The following is a 15,883-nucleotide window of genomic DNA, read 5'->3' as shown; positions in this document are numbered from 1 at the left end:
CAATATACATCTTCTGGAAGTATCTGGTTTTAATGTTTTTATTTCGAAAAAAAACATTAAAAAACGACACTTTCTGCTTATGGCTGATCTGATCAAGCATCAAACAGATTGAAGCCTGCTTTCAATGCTATCGTTGGCGGCGAAGAATACTACATGAGTGTGAATAAATACTATTTGATTTACATCAGTTACGGAGGGTTAGTTCGGCTATTTTTGTAACAATTTGTATGAGAAGGGATGTTTTCCTGAGTTTTTGCAGGTAAATACGGACAGATAGGCTGCTCGGGCAGCCTATCATTTCTAAGGCTGATTCAGTCCTTCCAGAAAGCAGGTGTGAATAATACCAGCACGGTAATAACTTCAAGCCTTCCCATCAGCATGCCAACGCTCAGAAGCCATTTGGCGGTATCAGGTAATGTGGCAAAGTTTCCTGCAGGCCCAATGACGTCTCCAAGACCGGGTCCTACATTGGCGACTGCAGTAGCGGCGCCGCTCAGGCTGGTCACCAGATCCAGACCTAAAAGACTCAGTAGCAGAGTCAGAGTGGTGGTCAGCAGGGCAAAGAAAAAACAAAACGCAATCAAAGATCTGAGAATGTCACTGGTTATTTGTTGGCCATTGTAGCTTTGTACGAAGCAGGCTCTGGGGTGCGCCAGTTGTTTGAGTTGTATCCCCAGCAGTCGGGCTCCAATCTGAAAACGGAAAATCTTTATGCCACCGGCAGTGGAGCCAGAGCAGCCGCCTATTACTGTCAGACAGAGAAACAGAGTGGCAGCAAAACCGCCCCATAAGGTGTAGTCCGTTAATGCATACCCGGTGGTTGTAATGACTGAAACTGTATTAAAAGCGACCAGTGTCAGTGACTTAAACAGTGTGTAGTCGCTGTTCATAAACAGCCATAGTGTAAAAAGACCCCAAAGAATCAACAGAAAGTTCAAATAAGCCTGAACCTGATTGTCTCTGAGTAATGATTGGGGGTCACCTCTGAGAAACTTCACAAACAAAACAAAGGGGAGAGAGCCGAAAATCATGAATACGATAGCCACCCAATGAATGAATGGGTTCTGAAAGTGAGCCATGGAACTATCGGACGTTGAGTAGCCCCCGGTTGAAAGGGTGGTCATGGCATGGTTAATGGCCTCAAAGCCATTCATCCCTCCCAGGAAATACAGGTACGCGCAAAAAACGGTCAGGCCGAGATAGATAAAGACAATGCGCTTGGCAATACTGCCTGAACGGGGCATAGCTTTGTCTGACCAGTCTGAAGATTCGCTTTGGAATAACCGCATTCCACCTACCTTCAAAAAAGGCAGTACCGCTACGGCGAGAACAATAAAGCCAATGCCGCCCAACCATTGCAGCAAAGAGCGCCATAACAGCACCCCGGTATTCATATGGTCCAGTCCACTCAGTACCGTAGAACCGGTTGTGGTAATACCTGACATGGTCTCAAAAAAAGCATCGGTATAACTGATATCCAACTCGAGATACAAAGGCAGTGCGGCAAAGGCGCTCAGGGTAAACCAGGAGGAGTTGGTCAGCAGAAAGATTTGTCTGGGCTTCAGGCTGAATACAGGTAGGCGGCAGAAGTAGTACAGAGGAGCGCCAACCAGCAGCGTAATCAAAGCAGATAAAGCAAATGAATAAACGCCGTCTGCATCGGTAATGAAATCGTACAGAGCTGGTAATAACATCAGCACTGAGAGGACCATCAGGAACAGTCCTATGACGAATAGCACGGGGCGAACATTCATGGTGGCTTCAGTTCAATCAGTAAAACCTCGAACTATTGCACTTAAAGGGTTCGAAGTAATTAAGGGTTAATACTTGGAGTCGCTTGGCACTCATGGAGGTGTTTCAATGCATGACGGATACGATGTTTAAAGAGTGTCCGGTGCTCCTTCGTTAAGGGTTTAACCAGCAAAAAGGAATCCAGGTCAACCCGTTGGATATAGTCTTCGAGTATTTGAGCTGGATCTTCATAGCTGGAGAGAGTCTCTAGTTTTTGCTGAGTGGCACTGGAGAAGAGACATAACCGGTTCAAAAAATGAACCTGATAGCGCTGATACTTTTGGTTCAGTGTTTGGTAACGTTTGCTGAGTGCAAAGTCATACCCAACTCCGAACGCGTAATCATGGTCATAAGCAATCAGACCCAAGTCTTTAGTCTGGCCCAGATTATGAATAGGGTAGGAATACATGTGCTTGTTATGCTCGAGGTTCACAAGAGTATTCACTAACCGGTCGGTGTCACCACTTAAGTAATCCTGAACGATAAGGTTGGACCATTGTGTAATCTCTGTCTTCGTATAATGACCTTTGGTCGTGAGGTTCAGAGTTTTGTTTGTTCTTAATATGTCAGGCAGCGTGACATCCGAGAGTTGCTGGTAGTAGTGGCTGACTACCAGATAGTCACCGTCATGCCATCCCAGTTCAATTAATTTTGACTTCCAGGGGGACCAGAACTCGTCAGTATAAGAGAGTCGGGTCAACACGATGGCTGGAACATTATAGTGACCCAGCCATTGACTGAAGTGGTAGCTGTAGAGTTCTCCCCGGATCTCTTGTTTTAATTTCGGGTAGCGTTTAATGCAAGCCATTTGCCCGGATTCAGAACTGGCAAGAAGATGGTTTTTGCTTCTGCCACAGATTCCTTCATGGAGATAAATATAACGGCTGGAAAGAAAGTTTTTGAGCTCGATGTGAGTTTGCAAATGATCAGGCGACATTGTTGCTCTTAGAAGGTAATAGGGGAGAGATGCCTGACTCAGAGAGGTCAACAATATTAGAATCAGAAAAACCAGCGCTTTTGAAATGACTTTCCAGGATAAATGACGTTTTAGGGGGCAGGTGACGAACAATGGTTCCGGACTATAAGAAGAAAAAATTTTGCGCGTTGCAAAAATTCCGGAACCTGTCTGAATCATACAACTACAGCCTTGAATGTTAGAAGGATTTACAGTCTAGTTCAAAATCAGAAAGCGGGGCTCAGCTGAGGGCAGCTATGAGTTATGAGCTGTAAAGAGCGAGCCCCAATAGAGCAGGTATCATTATACTCTTACGATAATACGGCCAGTTACCTGTCCTTCTGTGATGGCTTTGGCGTATTCAGCCACACCTTCCAGAGTTACTTTCCGGCAAGCCAGCTCGTAAAAGCTTTCAGGTAGCAGTTTGACCAGCCTTTCCCAAGCCTCAATGCGCTTGTCAGTGGGGCACATCACAGAATCAACACCCTGAAGATTAACGCCTCTCAAAATGAAAGGCATGACTGTTGTTGGAAGATCAAACCCTCCAGCCAGTCCGCAAGCAGCAACCGTGCCGCCATAATTCATTTCAGATAGAACTTTGGCCAGAAGCTTGCTGCCTACCGTATCAACAGCACCAGCCCACAGTTGTTTATCCAATGGGCGGGCAGGCTCTTCAAAGCGATTTCTGGGCAAAATCAGTTTGGCTCCCAGATTTACCAGCATGGCTGAGTTTTCCGGACGGCCAGACACAGTAACAACGTCGTACCCCAGCTTGGCCAGCAGAGCTACAGACACAGTACCGACACCCCCGCTGGCGCCCGTGACCAGAATTTCACCTTGTTCTGGTGTCACGCCTGATTGTTCCAGAGCCATAACGCATAACATGGCAGTCAAGCCTGCAGTGCCGATCATCATGGCGTTTCGGCTATCGAGTCCCTCTGGCATTTTTACTAGCTGACGGGCTTTGACTCTGGCTTTTTGCGCCATGCCTCCCCAGTGGCTTTCACCGACGCCCCAGCCCGTGAGAATGACTTTGTCGCCTTGTGAAAAATCAGGGCTGGCAGAATCAATGACTGTTCCGGCAAAGTCGATGCCCGGAACCATCGGAAAGTTGCGAACAATTTTGCCCTTGCCGGTGATGGCCAGACCGTCTTTGTAATTCAGGGAGGAGTATTCGACGGCGACAGTCACTTCTCCTTCGGGTAAATGACTGTCGTCCAGTTCCTGGACAGAAGATACGGTGGCTTTGCCTTCCTGTTCTAGCAACAGCGCCTTGAACATACAGCACTCCATCAGCTCAATGAAAGATAAGGGCATTATAGGGTTTCGAGTACTAAGGAGTAGTCCCAAAATAACTTCCTTATTCAAATCTGCTCAAAATCCGTTCGGGCTGAGCTTGTCGAAGCCCAATGCCATAACCCCTCGACAGGCTCAGGGCGAACGGAGAGCGGGTGAAAATCGGGAAGTTATTTTGGGACAAATCCTAAATATCAATGGCTTGAGTGATCGTACTATCGAAAGTTCAAAATCAGCTTTTCTAATCCTGCTGGTTGGAGATAGAGGTAAGAAGAGAGTGATGTGCCAGCATTTGTCAGGCTACCCGTTGAAGTCAGAGTGCCCAGACCGCTGTCATAGTTCTGCTGACCTTTCTGAGCTCTCTGCCCGGTGTGAGAGGGAGATTTAATCGTTGTGTTTTTCTTCACACTGACGGTGCTTGTCTGTTCGAGTTCTCTACGAAGGGTGGCTCTTCGATAGGTGATAACTTGCCCATGTTGAAACTGGTATTTAATCAACTCAACCTGACCATTTCGGTAAATAGTCTGGCCATTCAGTAAGTAGGCTCCAGGGCGAGTCGACGCTGAAAAATAGACTTGAGAATACCAATTAAGGTGATGAAGAATATCGTTACCGTCTCTGGTTTCGTACTGATTCAGAAAGTGGATTTCAATCGGGTGCTCATAAATGCTCAGGTCATGAAGCTTTCTTTGTCTGCCAAACCGAGGTAGATAGTCGACATCCATAGTGGTGAAAAGCTCGATCAGGTCAGGAGGGAAGGAAGGTGCTGTCATGACCTCTGCTGGGTAGCGCATGATTCTGTTTAGGGATTGTGAGTCAAAAATGGTGGACGTTAACCATTGACGGTATTCAAAAGCATTGGTGCCACGACTCTCCGGCCTTTGTTGTCTGATTCGACCCAGATTTACATCGATTAAGTGTCCACGATATTTTTCTTGGTAGGGCGCGAGATTAGCCCAAACGATCAGTCCGGGTACTGGTGCACCCAAATGATAAAAATGTAGCAGAGTTACTTTCTGAATATCTGTAGGTTGCAACCAAAATTGCTGGACACTAAAGCTTGGAGTGCTTTGACGATAAACTACGCCCAGGTGAGCCTCGTTGACTGCGATGCGAAACATCATGACAGCACTGGCAGAGCTACTTAGCAGGCATATGAGCAGCGACTGCAGGATGCTCAGTAATGTCTTAGTGCTAAAAAAAGTCTCTGATAAAAAATATGAAGCTTTATGCATGTTATTGTTTGAAGGTTGCCGTCTATAATCAGGCAAGTGTAGCCTTGAAAATGTGTTTTCAAAGGCGGTTCAGCAAGTTTTATTGGCTGATGGTTGTCTTGTCAGTCAATCTCCTGATTCAGAAAATCCAGAAAAGCGTTGGCTGCATTCGACAGGGTGCGCTCTCTATGAGTGATATACCCCAGCTTTCGTGAAGGTGTGTGGCAATGGGTTTTCAGAGCCACAAGATCATCATCCAGCATAGAGGCAGGCAATATGGTCCACGCCAGTCCAATGGATGTCAGCATTCTGATGGTTTCAAGGTAATTGGAAGACATGGCTGTTTGCAGAGAAAGACCCTCTTTTTCAAACAACTTACGCACCAGTCGGTAGGTAAAGGTATTTGAGCCCGGGAGAATTGCCTGATGCTCACTCAAATGTTGTGTGCTGACTTTTTTCAGGCGGGACAAAGGGTGATCTTTAGCTGCCATGAAAATGAGAGGATCGTTCCAGATTAATCGGGAGAAAAATCGGTCAGGATTTTCCGGGGAAAGCGTAATAATACCCAGCTCAATTTCACCCCGGCTCAACATTTCGTAGGCAACTTCAGAATCCACAAAGTGAATGTCGAGCTTGACCTCCGGATAGCTCCGTGAATACTCCCTCAGAATATTCGGGAGCCTTCGCAAACCAATGTGATGACTGGTTGCCATGGCCAGAGTGCCTTTTACCTGGGTTTTCAGATTGCTGATTTCCTGCCGGGTGTCTTTCATCAACTCCAGCATTTGACGGGCTTTAGGCAGCAGAATACGACCTGCTTCGTTCAGGTTGATCTGTCGGCCTGTGCGATCAAACAGTTGTGTGTCGAGCTGACCCTCCAGAACCGCAATTCTCTTACTGATGGCAGGCTGAGTCAGATGCAGTTTTTCTGCGGCCAGTGAGAAAGAGTTGCATTCGGCAACCGACAAAAAAGCGGTGAGTGTGGGTATGTCCATTTTTAGTCAGCCGTTTTCAGTGGTGAGTAGGCAGTGTTAAGCAGACAGTAATAAATAGAGAGTTAACAGAGCACTGTATATTCATAATATTCCTAATAGTTATTAATAGCATGAAAAAGATGAATTTGAGTAATCTGTTCCTTCGTTCTAGGATACCCGTAAAATGAAAGTGCGGTAATGAGGGTTCAGCAAATGGCAGGTAAGACGCTTTATGACAAGTTGTGGGACAACCACCTTGTGCGTCAAAGAGACGATGGGTCAGCTTTGATCTACATCGATCGTCAGTTACTTCACGAAGTCACCTCACCTCAGGCGTTTGAAGGCCTGCGTCTTGCTGGCCGGAAACCGTGGCGCATTGATGCCAATCTGGCCACACCCGACCACAATGTGCCTACTACGGTGAATGAACGAAAAACGGGCATCGAGGGTATAGCAGACCCTATTTCTAAAATTCAGGTCAAAACACTGGATGAAAACTGTAACGCCTTCGATATTGTCCAGTTCGATATGATGGATACCCGTCAGGGTATTGTTCATGTGGTTGGCCCTGAGCAGGGCGCCACACTGCCAGGAATGACGGTAGTGTGTGGAGACTCTCATACTTCAACCCACGGTGCTTTTGGTGCGTTGGCGCACGGTATCGGAACCTCAGAAGTCGAGCATGTTATGGCGACCCAGTGTCTGGTAGCCAAGAAAATGAAGAATATGCTGGTGCGTGTCGATGGTGAACTGGGTATTGGGGTTACCCCAAAAGATGTGGTTCTGGCGATCATCGGAAAAATTGGAACGGCAGGCGGAACAGGGTTTGCCATTGAGTTTGGAGGCGATGTCTTCAAAGCAATGACAATGGAAGGCCGGATGACCGTTTGTAATATGGCTATTGAAGCGGGTGCCCGTGCTGGCATGGTCGCAGTGGATCAGACCACCATTGATTATGTGAAAGGTCGTCCTTTTGCACCCAAAGGTGATCTTTGGGGTAAAGCGGTTGAAGCCTGGTCCGATCTGCACTCCGACGCCGATGCAACCTTTGATGAGGTTGTCGTATTAAACGGTGAAGAGATTAAGCCGCAGGTGACCTGGGGAACGTCTCCGGAAATGGTATTGCCGGTTGATGCCAAAGTACCATCGCCTGCTGACGCAATCGATGAAACCAAACAGGAAGGTTATGAGAGAGCTCTGGAATATATGGGACTGACGGCAGGCATGCCGATTACCGATATTCCTGTTGACCGTGTCTTTATTGGTTCCTGTACCAATTCTCGTATTGAAGATCTGAGAGAAGCGGCGGCTGTCGTAAAAGGTCGTACAGTGGCTAAAACCGTCAAGGAAGCGTTGGTTGTACCCGGCTCTGGTCTGGTAAAAGAACAGGCTGAAGCTGAAGGGCTTCATGAAGTATTTGAAGCAGCGGGATTGCAATGGCGCGAGCCAGGCTGTTCTATGTGTCTGGCCATGAATGCGGACAAGTTGGGAGCCGGTGAACATTGTGCTTCGACTTCAAACCGCAACTTTGAAGGTCGTCAGGGCTTTGGTGGGCGAACTCATTTGGTGAGTCCTGCTATGGCGGCTGCGGCTGCGGTAACAGGTCATTTTGTTGATGTACGGCTCTTGATGAATAAAGAATTGATGGGACAGGGGGCTTAATACACCATGAAGGCATTTACTATCCATACGGGTTTGGCAGCGCCTCTTGACCGTGCCAATGTTGATACTGACATGATCATCCCTAAACAGTTTCTGAAGTCCATCAAGCGCAGTGGCTTTGGGCCTAATCTGTTTGATGAGCTGCGTTACCTGGATGAAGGTCAGCCAGGTCAGGACTGCTCAAACCGTCCAGTGAACCCCGAATTTGTATTAAATCAGGATCGTTATCAGGGCGCTTCCGTTCTTCTGGCTCGCCGGAATTTTGGCTGTGGATCCAGCCGTGAGCACGCCCCATGGGCGCTGGACGATTTTGGTTTTCGTTGCGTGATTGCGCCAAGCTTTGCCGATATTTTTTACAACAACTGTTTCAAGAATGGCATTTTGCCTATCACGCTTTCCGAAGAGGCGGTTGATGCGTTGTTTAATGAGATTGAAGCTCAGGAAGGCTATCAGCTGAAAGTTGATCTGGAACGAGAAAAAGTGATTAAACCAGACGGTACTGAGCTAGGTTTCTCCATCGATGAATTCAGGCGTCACTGTTTGTTGAATGGTTTGGACGACATAGGTCTGACATTGCAGGATGCGGATGCCATTAAAGCCTTTGAAGGGCGTCATCAGCAAAGTCAGCCATGGCTGTTTGGCGCTATCCACTGAACCAGCCGCAGTATGCATTCCCATGCAGAGCATGGGAACGAGCTTAAAAGAAAGTATGTTTTCAATCAGAGGTATAGGGAAGTGAGTAAACAGATTTTATGTCTGCCAGGCGACGGTATTGGTCCTGAGATTGTAGTGGAAGCTCTGAAGGTCCTGGATGTAGTCAAGTCACAATTTGACCTGGATATTGAAGTCAGTGAAGGTCTGGTCGGTGGTGCTTCTCTGGATGCACACGGTGTGCCTTTGACGGATGAAGTCCTGGCTGTGGCGAAAAAATCTGACGGTATTCTTTTTGGTGCGGTAGGTGGCCCCAAGTGGGATGACCAGCCCATGATGAATCGTCCTGAGCGGGGTTTATTGAAACTTCGTTCTGAAATGGGGCTGTTCGCTAACCTTCGTCCTGCCATGCTGTTTCCCCAGCTGGCTGAAGCGTCCAGCTTGAAGCATGAGCTGGTGGCGGGTCTGGATATTCTGATTGTTCGTGAACTGACAGGCGGGATTTACTTCGGAGAGCCTCGTGGCGTTCGAACACTGGAAAATGGAGAGCGTGAAGGTTACAACTCATACGTTTACCGTGAGTCTGAAATCAAACGTATTGCCAAGGTGGCCTTTGAGGCTGCTCAGAAACGGGGTGGACGACTGACCTCCGTTGATAAGTCGAATGTTTTGGAAGTGACCGCACTCTGGCGTGAGCTGGTGACAGAAATGGGCGCTGCTGACTACTCCGATGTCGAACTGAGCCATATGTACGTTGATAATGCAGCCATGCAGCTGGTTCGTGCACCCAAGCAGTTTGATGTGATGGTGACCGGTAATATGTTTGGTGACATTCTGAGTGACTGTGCCGCTATGCTGACGGGTTCTATTGGTATGCTGCCGTCTGCTTCCCTGAATGAAGCCAATCAGGGTATGTATGAGCCTGTTCATGGTTCTGCTCCGGATATTGCCGGGCAGGGTAAAGCCAACCCTCTGGCCCAGATTCTGTCTCTGGCTATGTTGCTCCGTTACTCCCTGGGTGAAATAGAAGCGGCTGATGCAATTGAAAAAGCGGTCAGCGACGTGCTGGATCAGGGACTGCGTACGGGTGATATTGCTTCAGAAGGTTGCACACAGGTAGGCACCACTGAAATGGGTGACGCGGTTGTAAAATGTTTGCAGGTTCTCTCTAGTTGAGTGAGGAAGGGATGATGAAAAAGGTCGGTTTTGTTGGTTGGCGGGGAATGGTCGGCTCTGTTTTGATGGATCGTATGCGTGAAGAGAACGACTTTGCAAATATTGATCCGGTCTTCTTCACCACCTCTCAGCATGGTAAGCCAGGCCCAATCGTCAGTAGCGATCCGGGCAAGCCTGTTGCAGCTCTGCAGGATGCTTACTCTATTGAAGCTTTGGCGGCTATGGATATCATCATTTCCTGTCAGGGAGGTGATTATACCCATAAAGTGATTGAGCCTCTGCGTGAGAGTGGCTGGAATGGCTATTGGGTTGATGCAGCATCTTCACTGAGAATGAAGAACGACAGTGTTATTGTTCTGGATCCAGTGAATCGCCCGGTGATTGATCAGGCCATTGATTCGGGTGTTAAGAACTTTATTGGTGGTAACTGTACGGTCAGTCTCATGCTGATGGCTATCGGTGGACTGTTTCGCGAAGGACTGGTGGATTGGGTCAGTGCCATGACATACCAGGCAGCCAGTGGGGCAGGTGCACGTAACATGCGTGAGCTGATTGCTCAAATGGGTGCGATTCGTGACAACGTAGCTGAAGAGTTGGCTGATCCTGCCAGTGCCATTCTGGGTATTGATCGCAAGACTTCTGACTTGCTCCGCAGTTCTGATCTGCCTCAAAGTGAGTTTGGAGTTCCATTGGCTGGCAGCCTGATTCCCTACATTGATCGTCAGTTGGAAAATGGCCAGAGTCGTGAAGAGTGGAAAGCTCAGGCAGAAACCAACAAGATTTTGGGGCTGGATGGTCAGGCTCTGGTCCCTGTTGATGGTGTTTGTGTTCGTATTGGAGCCATGCGTTGTCACAGTCAGGCGTTGACCATTAAGCTGAACAAAGATGTTCCCATGTCAGACGTGGAAAGCATTGTAGCCAGTGCTAATGATTGGGTGTCTCTGATTCCGAATGACCGCGAAGTCACTATGGAAAAACTGACACCGGCAGCGGTGACAGGCAGCCTGGATATTCCTGTAGGTCGAATTCGTAAATTGAATATGGGGTCTGAGTATTTGTCTGCCTTTACAGTGGGTGACCAGTTATTGTGGGGGGCTGCTGAGCCTCTGCGTCGAATGCTGGCTATCTTGCTCTGATCCACTGGCCAGCCGGAGATTTCTGGCTGGCCTTTATTCTGTCATTTACGGATAAATTCAAGCCCTGCCAGAGGTAACGCTCAGGTATCTCTTCTTCGCAATGTTCGCAATGAATCCCCGCGAAGCTTCATTTGATTCCTTCAAAAATAAATAAAATACCCTGTTTTCTTAGTCTATAAATAGATCATCAGGTCTGGATAGTGGTTTGGATAGTGGTTTTGGGTGAGGCAGAGTTCAGTGATGTTGAATGAATGCTGTTTCTAACATTATTTGTTCTGACTTTCGGTGACTTGTTTTGAGAAAATTAGTTGTATTCACATGTCTGCTCTTCCCGATTGCACTCTTTTCCCACGATGGCATTGATCATACTGCACAGAACTCGAACGAGTTTAAAGCCGAGAATACTCAGGCCATGATTAAAATGCACAAGGCGATGGAAAGTGTGCAGTACACCGGAAATAACGATATCGATTTTTTAAGAATGATGATTCCTCATCATCAAGGAGCCATTGATATGGCTGAAATTATTCTGAAGACAACTCATAACAAGGAAGTCAAGAATCTGGCTCAGGGGATCATTACAGATCAGAGAAATGAAATTGAGATTATGAAACAGCTGCTGGAGCAACTTCAGCCTGGGAAACAATAGGTGAAAAGTAACGTTTCTAATGTGAAATGATTCACACCCAGCCTTTGAGTGAGCTGTTTTTTATTTGAGAGAAGGCTGTCTACTGGCTATGTGCCTGATCTTTCAGGCTGCTATAGGCAGTTTTTTAAAAAAATTGAAATCATGGGGAATAAAAAAAACACTCACAACGTCTTTATGAGTAAGTAAGCATTTTGACCTTGGTAAGGGCTCTTATCTGACAGCAACGTGATGCTGTTTCAATCAGCCGTTCTTTAAGGTGTTTCAGGTGCAATGACTGTATTGAGGGTTTTTGGTTTTGAAAAAGATTACGTTGCTGGCATGTCTGATATTTCCCATGACGGTTTTTGCTCATAATGGTGTAGATCACTCTGCCGCTACCGGAAATGCATTCAAAGAGAAAAATATGCAAGCCATGGTCAAGATGCATCATGGGATGGAGAATGCCGGATACACCGGTGACAATGATATCGATTTTCTGAGAATGATGATTCCTCACCATGCGGGTGCAGTGGATATGGCTGAAATTATTCTGGAAACCACCAAAGACGAAGAATTGAAAAATCTGGCTCAGGGTATTATCACCGACCAGAAAAATGAAATTAAGATCATGAAGCAACTGCTGGAAATGAAACAGGCTGAAAAAAGTAACTAGTCGTTAATTAAGTCTTCAGTTTTTTTGATTGTTTGATTTTAAATTGAAGGCCTGTCAGATTTTTAGAATGGAAGAGATTCAAATGAAGAAGTTCGGTTTACCTGTTATCGCTGCGTTGGCAATGAGTGCAAATCTGTCTTTTGCTACTGACTTGGTGTACACCGCTAATCAGAATGACAATACAGTATCGATCATCAATGCAGATGATATGACCAAAGTGGGTGATTTGAAACTGGGTCTGCCAGCAGGTGACGCCAAGATTTTCAGTCCGCTTTATAATGGCCAGATCAATGTTCATGGATTGTCTTACTCTCCAGAAAGACATGAGCTTGCCGTTGTCTCTACAGTGACTAACTCTGTCGTATTTGTTGACTCCCAGACAGGTAATGTGAAGAGAACCGTTTATGTGGGCCGCAACCCGCATGAGCCGCGTTATAACAACGGTGAAGTTTGGGTAACGGTTCGTGGTGAAAATCATGTTGCTGTCGTTAATCCAGATAATGGCGAGATTACCCGGAAAATTGAATTGAGTTCAGGTCCGGGTATGGTCACTTTTGGCAATGATGGCCACTACGCCTATGTATCTTCCAGTTTTAATGATGATTTCTGGATTGTTGATACTGCATCAAAAGATATCGTTAAAACGTTGAAGATGCCTTCCAACTTCTCTCCATTCCTGAATACTTCTCCGGATGGCAAAGAGGTTTGGGTTGGCCACAAAGATAATGGCCATGTGACCCGTATCAATACTAAAACCATGGATATCATTGAAACGTTCGAAACCGGCAAGGTGAGCAATCACCTGACTTTTGCCAACAATAAGGTGTATGTCACTGTAGGTGGTGAGAACAAGATCAACGTTTATTCCTATGGAACAGATAAGACCAAGTTGCTCAAGACAATCAAAACAGAAACATTGCCTCACGGTATCTGGGGCAGTGAAGATGGCAAGTATGTTTACTATGTCAATGAGCTGAGCGGCACTGCTCAGGTGATCGATACGTCTAACGATAGTGTGATCAAAAAGTTTGAAATCGGGGCATTACCTCAGGCGCTCGTTTTCGCGAAAGATGCTACAGATAATGTCGATCTGGTTAAGGAAAATATCAGTAAAGACGTTACTTTCAGGGGGCCAAGAAAATAGAGTTTTTTTGTTGACCCAATTCAATTGACCCAATATATCTGTCTGTTGGTGTGCAGTGAGCCATTGATTTACTTCGGTTCTTCTGCACATCAATAGACAGCCTTGAGTGTATTTTCTTTCTATGTAGCACTCAGGCCCTTCATTATTGTTTTTCAACATTCTGTCATGAATGCCTTTGGGCTGAAGCACGTCAGAACAGTCTCATCTCCCTCTGTGAAATTCTGAGCAGCGACTATTATTAGGTTCGTTCAGCCTGATGCTATCTGGAAGCCTGACTCACTCTACTGAAATTATGACTGGATAGCTTGAGTTCTCAGACCCCGGACCCCATTTCCCACTGCTAAATTTAGGTGTTTCAATGCTGATATCTTCATGGGAGACACTGATCATCGCCATACTGGTGCTCTTTGTTGGGCGCTTACTCAATACACACTTGGCTTTTTTCCGGCATTTCAATATTCCTGAGCCCGTGACCGGTGGTTTTTTAGCATCATTGGTATTCACGGCCATTTTTATTTTTACCGGTCTGAGTATTGAGTTTGAGCTGACCATGAGAGATAACCTGATGCTGGTTTTCTTCAGTACTATTGGTCTGTCGTCGCGTTTCTCGACACTGAAAGAAGGCGGCATCAGTCTGGTTATTCTGATGGTCGTGGCCAGTCTGTTCCTGTTTGTTCAAAACGGTATTGGGGTGACGATTGCCACGTTAACCGGTGTTGATCCCTTGATTGGTGTAGTAGGGGGGTCTATCGCATTAAGTGGTGGGCACGGTACCGCCATTGCCTGGGCGCCTGTTCTTGCTGAGCAATTTGGTTTGCTCAATGCAACAGAAATAGGTGCAGCCTGTGCCACATTCGGCTTGATACTGGGGGGGCTGGCCGGAGGGCCATTGGCACAGAGGCTGATTGAAAAAAATAAACTGTCGCCGTCAGGTACAGAGCACATCACCATTGGCTCGCGCTATGGAGAAGAGCATGAATTGATTGATGCAGAGATGATGCTTGAAACAGTGCTTTTGTTTGCCATAGCCATTGGTGCTGGACTGCATGTCACGGTCTTATTGCAGAAAGTAGGGCTCTTTCTTCCCCAGTATGTCACCTGCTTATTTACCGGCATTATCCTGACCAATGTATTGCCATACTTCTTTAAGAATATGAAGTGTCCATCAGACTCTTCCTCCCTGGCACTGGTTTCTGATTTATCGCTCGGCCTTTTTCTTTCCATGTCATTGATGAGTATGCAGTTATGGACGCTGGTGGATCTGGCACTGCCCATTCTGCTGATATTAATCGCTCAGGTTGCGGTTCTGGCGCTGTTTACCTATTGGGTTATATTCCGGGTTCTGGGCAGTGATTATGATGCTGCCGTGATGTCTGCTGGCTATATGGGCATGGCGCTGGGAGCTACGCCCAATGCCATCGCAAATATGACAGCGGTGACCAAACACTTTGGTCCGTCAGGGAAAGCGTTCATTGTTGTACCGCTCATTGGTGCATTTTTCATCGATATTACCAATGCCATCGTTATTCAACTCTTTACAGGCTGGTATGGAGGTTAAACAAGCGTTTTAAATCGGGTATGATAAGAGTTGGTACAGACTAAAATAAGAGATTGCACTGACATGAATACCGATGAGCAGTTGGAGAGTATTGTTCAGCAGTTTCTCCATGCGATACCATATTGTCGTATATTGGGGATGGTGCCGGAACAAACATCTTCTAAAGGTGTTGTCATCAGCATGCCATTTAATGAAGAGCTGGAGGCCAATCCGGGAAGTGGAATTATTCATTCGGGAGCGATCACGTCTCTTATGGATAGCGCATTCGGTATGGCTGCCTGTATTGCCCTGCCTGAATATGAGACTTGTCCTACCATCGATCTGAGAATTGATCATCTGGGATTGCCTGACCCCTTCAAGCCTGTTCGTTGCTTTGCAGAAGCGTATCGAGTCACAAAAACGGTTGCTTTTACCAGAGGGGTGGCCTATCAGGATGATCGTGATGAGCCGTTTGCCCATGGCGTAGGAACTTTTATGAGAACCGGGCGTACGCTCAGTGATATGGCAAAGGAGTTGGCAAAATGAAAAATCAGAGTGCTTTTCGTGAGGTTTTGCTCCAGGCCCGATCAACCAGTGATTACAGTCGTCTAACGGGCTTACTGCCTTATGCCAGGAAAATAGGCATGCACTGTCAGTCTCTTGGGGATGATGCTCTCTTTGTTTTACCTGAAAATAAAGAAAATACAGGTAATCCTGTTTTGCCTGCATTGCACGGTGGTGTGCTGGGTGGATTCATGGAGATGTCTGCGGCTATCCATCTTATGCTGTTTATGGATGAGCCGAGAATACCGAAAATTGTCGACTTTTCGATTGATTATCTGAGAAGTTCCAGAATTCAGGATGTATTTGCTGAGTGCAAGGTAGTGCGACAAGGCAGCCGGATTGCCAATGTTTCAATCACTGCCTGGCAGAGTCGGCGGGAGACACCCGTCGCGACCGCAAGAGGGAACTTCCGGCTCGATAGTAATTAATTGAAGATAGCTATTAATTGAAGATAACTATTAATTGAAGATAACTATTAATTG

15 protein-coding genes are annotated in these 15,883 nt (G+C 46.6%); 10 read left to right on the top strand and 5 right to left on the bottom strand.

Annotated elements, in window-relative coordinates:
- Positions 1-311 precede the first annotated feature (311 nt).
- The 5 genes from GZ78_RS24455 to GZ78_RS24435 all read right to left on the bottom strand — a co-directional run bounded on the left by GZ78_RS24455 (position 312) and on the right by GZ78_RS24435 (position 6,251).
- Positions 312-1,754 (bottom strand): TrkH family potassium uptake protein, encoded by a 1,443-nt coding sequence (locus tag GZ78_RS24455; RefSeq protein WP_034842277.1) that lies wholly within the window; start codon positions 1,752-1,754, stop codon positions 312-314.
- Between the two features lie 59 nt (positions 1,755-1,813).
- Complete coding sequence (locus GZ78_RS24450; RefSeq protein WP_236631681.1) at positions 1,814-2,782, bottom strand: hypothetical protein; 969 nt, start codon at positions 2,780-2,782, stop codon at positions 1,814-1,816.
- Between the two features lie 267 nt (positions 2,783-3,049).
- Positions 3,050-4,027 (bottom strand): acrylyl-CoA reductase (NADPH), encoded by a 978-nt coding sequence (gene acuI, locus GZ78_RS24445; protein ID WP_034842274.1) that lies wholly within the window; start codon positions 4,025-4,027, stop codon positions 3,050-3,052.
- A gap of 230 nt (positions 4,028-4,257) precedes the next feature.
- Positions 4,258-5,166, bottom strand: coding sequence for a hypothetical protein (locus GZ78_RS24440; RefSeq protein WP_152558927.1), 909 nt, complete (start codon positions 5,164-5,166; stop codon positions 4,258-4,260).
- A 212-nt stretch (positions 5,167-5,378) separates the two neighbouring features.
- Positions 5,379-6,251: a LysR family transcriptional regulator gene (locus tag GZ78_RS24435; RefSeq protein ID WP_034842268.1), complete on the bottom strand. Its 873-nt coding sequence runs from the start codon at positions 6,249-6,251 to the stop codon at positions 5,379-5,381.
- Positions 6,252-6,443: 192 nt separating this feature from the next.
- Between GZ78_RS24435 and leuC the strand changes: the two genes are divergently transcribed.
- The 10 genes from leuC (at position 6,444) to GZ78_RS24385 (ending at position 15,829) form a co-directional block, all read left to right on the top strand.
- Positions 6,444-7,892 (top strand): 3-isopropylmalate dehydratase large subunit, encoded by a 1,449-nt coding sequence (leuC, locus tag GZ78_RS24430; protein ID WP_034842515.1) that lies wholly within the window; start codon positions 6,444-6,446, stop codon positions 7,890-7,892.
- A 6-nt stretch (positions 7,893-7,898) separates the two neighbouring features.
- Positions 7,899-8,546, top strand: coding sequence for a 3-isopropylmalate dehydratase small subunit (gene leuD / locus GZ78_RS24425; protein ID WP_034842265.1), 648 nt, complete (start codon positions 7,899-7,901; stop codon positions 8,544-8,546).
- Positions 8,547-8,627: 81 nt separating this feature from the next.
- Positions 8,628-9,719 (top strand): 3-isopropylmalate dehydrogenase, encoded by a 1,092-nt coding sequence (gene leuB / locus GZ78_RS24420; protein ID WP_034842513.1) that lies wholly within the window; start codon positions 8,628-8,630, stop codon positions 9,717-9,719.
- Positions 9,720-9,733: 14 nt separating this feature from the next.
- The gene (asd, locus tag GZ78_RS24415; protein WP_034842511.1) at positions 9,734-10,855 is read left to right on the top strand and encodes an aspartate-semialdehyde dehydrogenase; all 1,122 of its coding nucleotides are present in this window, start codon (positions 9,734-9,736) and stop codon (positions 10,853-10,855) included.
- Between the two features lie 295 nt (positions 10,856-11,150).
- Positions 11,151-11,504 carry a DUF305 domain-containing protein gene (locus tag GZ78_RS24410; RefSeq protein ID WP_051786513.1) on the top strand — a complete coding sequence of 118 codons (354 nt, stop codon included), beginning with the start codon at positions 11,151-11,153 and terminating at the stop codon, positions 11,502-11,504.
- Between the two features lie 295 nt (positions 11,505-11,799).
- Complete coding sequence (locus tag GZ78_RS30510; RefSeq protein ID WP_081870034.1) at positions 11,800-12,156, top strand: DUF305 domain-containing protein; 357 nt, start codon at positions 11,800-11,802, stop codon at positions 12,154-12,156.
- 82 nt (positions 12,157-12,238) lie between these two features.
- Positions 12,239-13,300, top strand: a complete 1,062-nt coding sequence (locus tag GZ78_RS24400) for a YncE family protein (protein WP_034842496.1) — start codon at positions 12,239-12,241, stop codon at positions 13,298-13,300.
- 358 nt (positions 13,301-13,658) lie between these two features.
- Positions 13,659-14,858, top strand: a complete 1,200-nt coding sequence (gltS, locus tag GZ78_RS24395; protein ID WP_034842261.1) for a sodium/glutamate symporter — start codon at positions 13,659-13,661, stop codon at positions 14,856-14,858.
- Positions 14,859-14,921: 63 nt separating this feature from the next.
- Complete coding sequence (locus GZ78_RS24390) at positions 14,922-15,383, top strand: PaaI family thioesterase (RefSeq protein ID WP_034842259.1); 462 nt, start codon at positions 14,922-14,924, stop codon at positions 15,381-15,383.
- Positions 15,380-15,829 carry a PaaI family thioesterase gene (locus tag GZ78_RS24385; RefSeq protein WP_034842257.1) on the top strand — a complete coding sequence of 150 codons (450 nt, stop codon included), beginning with the start codon at positions 15,380-15,382 and terminating at the stop codon, positions 15,827-15,829. Before GZ78_RS24390 ends, GZ78_RS24385 begins: the two co-directional genes overlap by 4 nt.
- Positions 15,830-15,883: the final 54 nt, after the last annotated feature.

This window comes from Endozoicomonas numazuensis, from assembly GCF_000722635.1.
Taxonomy (GTDB): domain Bacteria; phylum Pseudomonadota; class Gammaproteobacteria; order Pseudomonadales; family Endozoicomonadaceae; genus Endozoicomonas_A; species Endozoicomonas_A numazuensis.
Note: the sequence above shows the minus strand (reverse complement) of the source record. Positions and strands in the feature narration are given on the sequence as shown.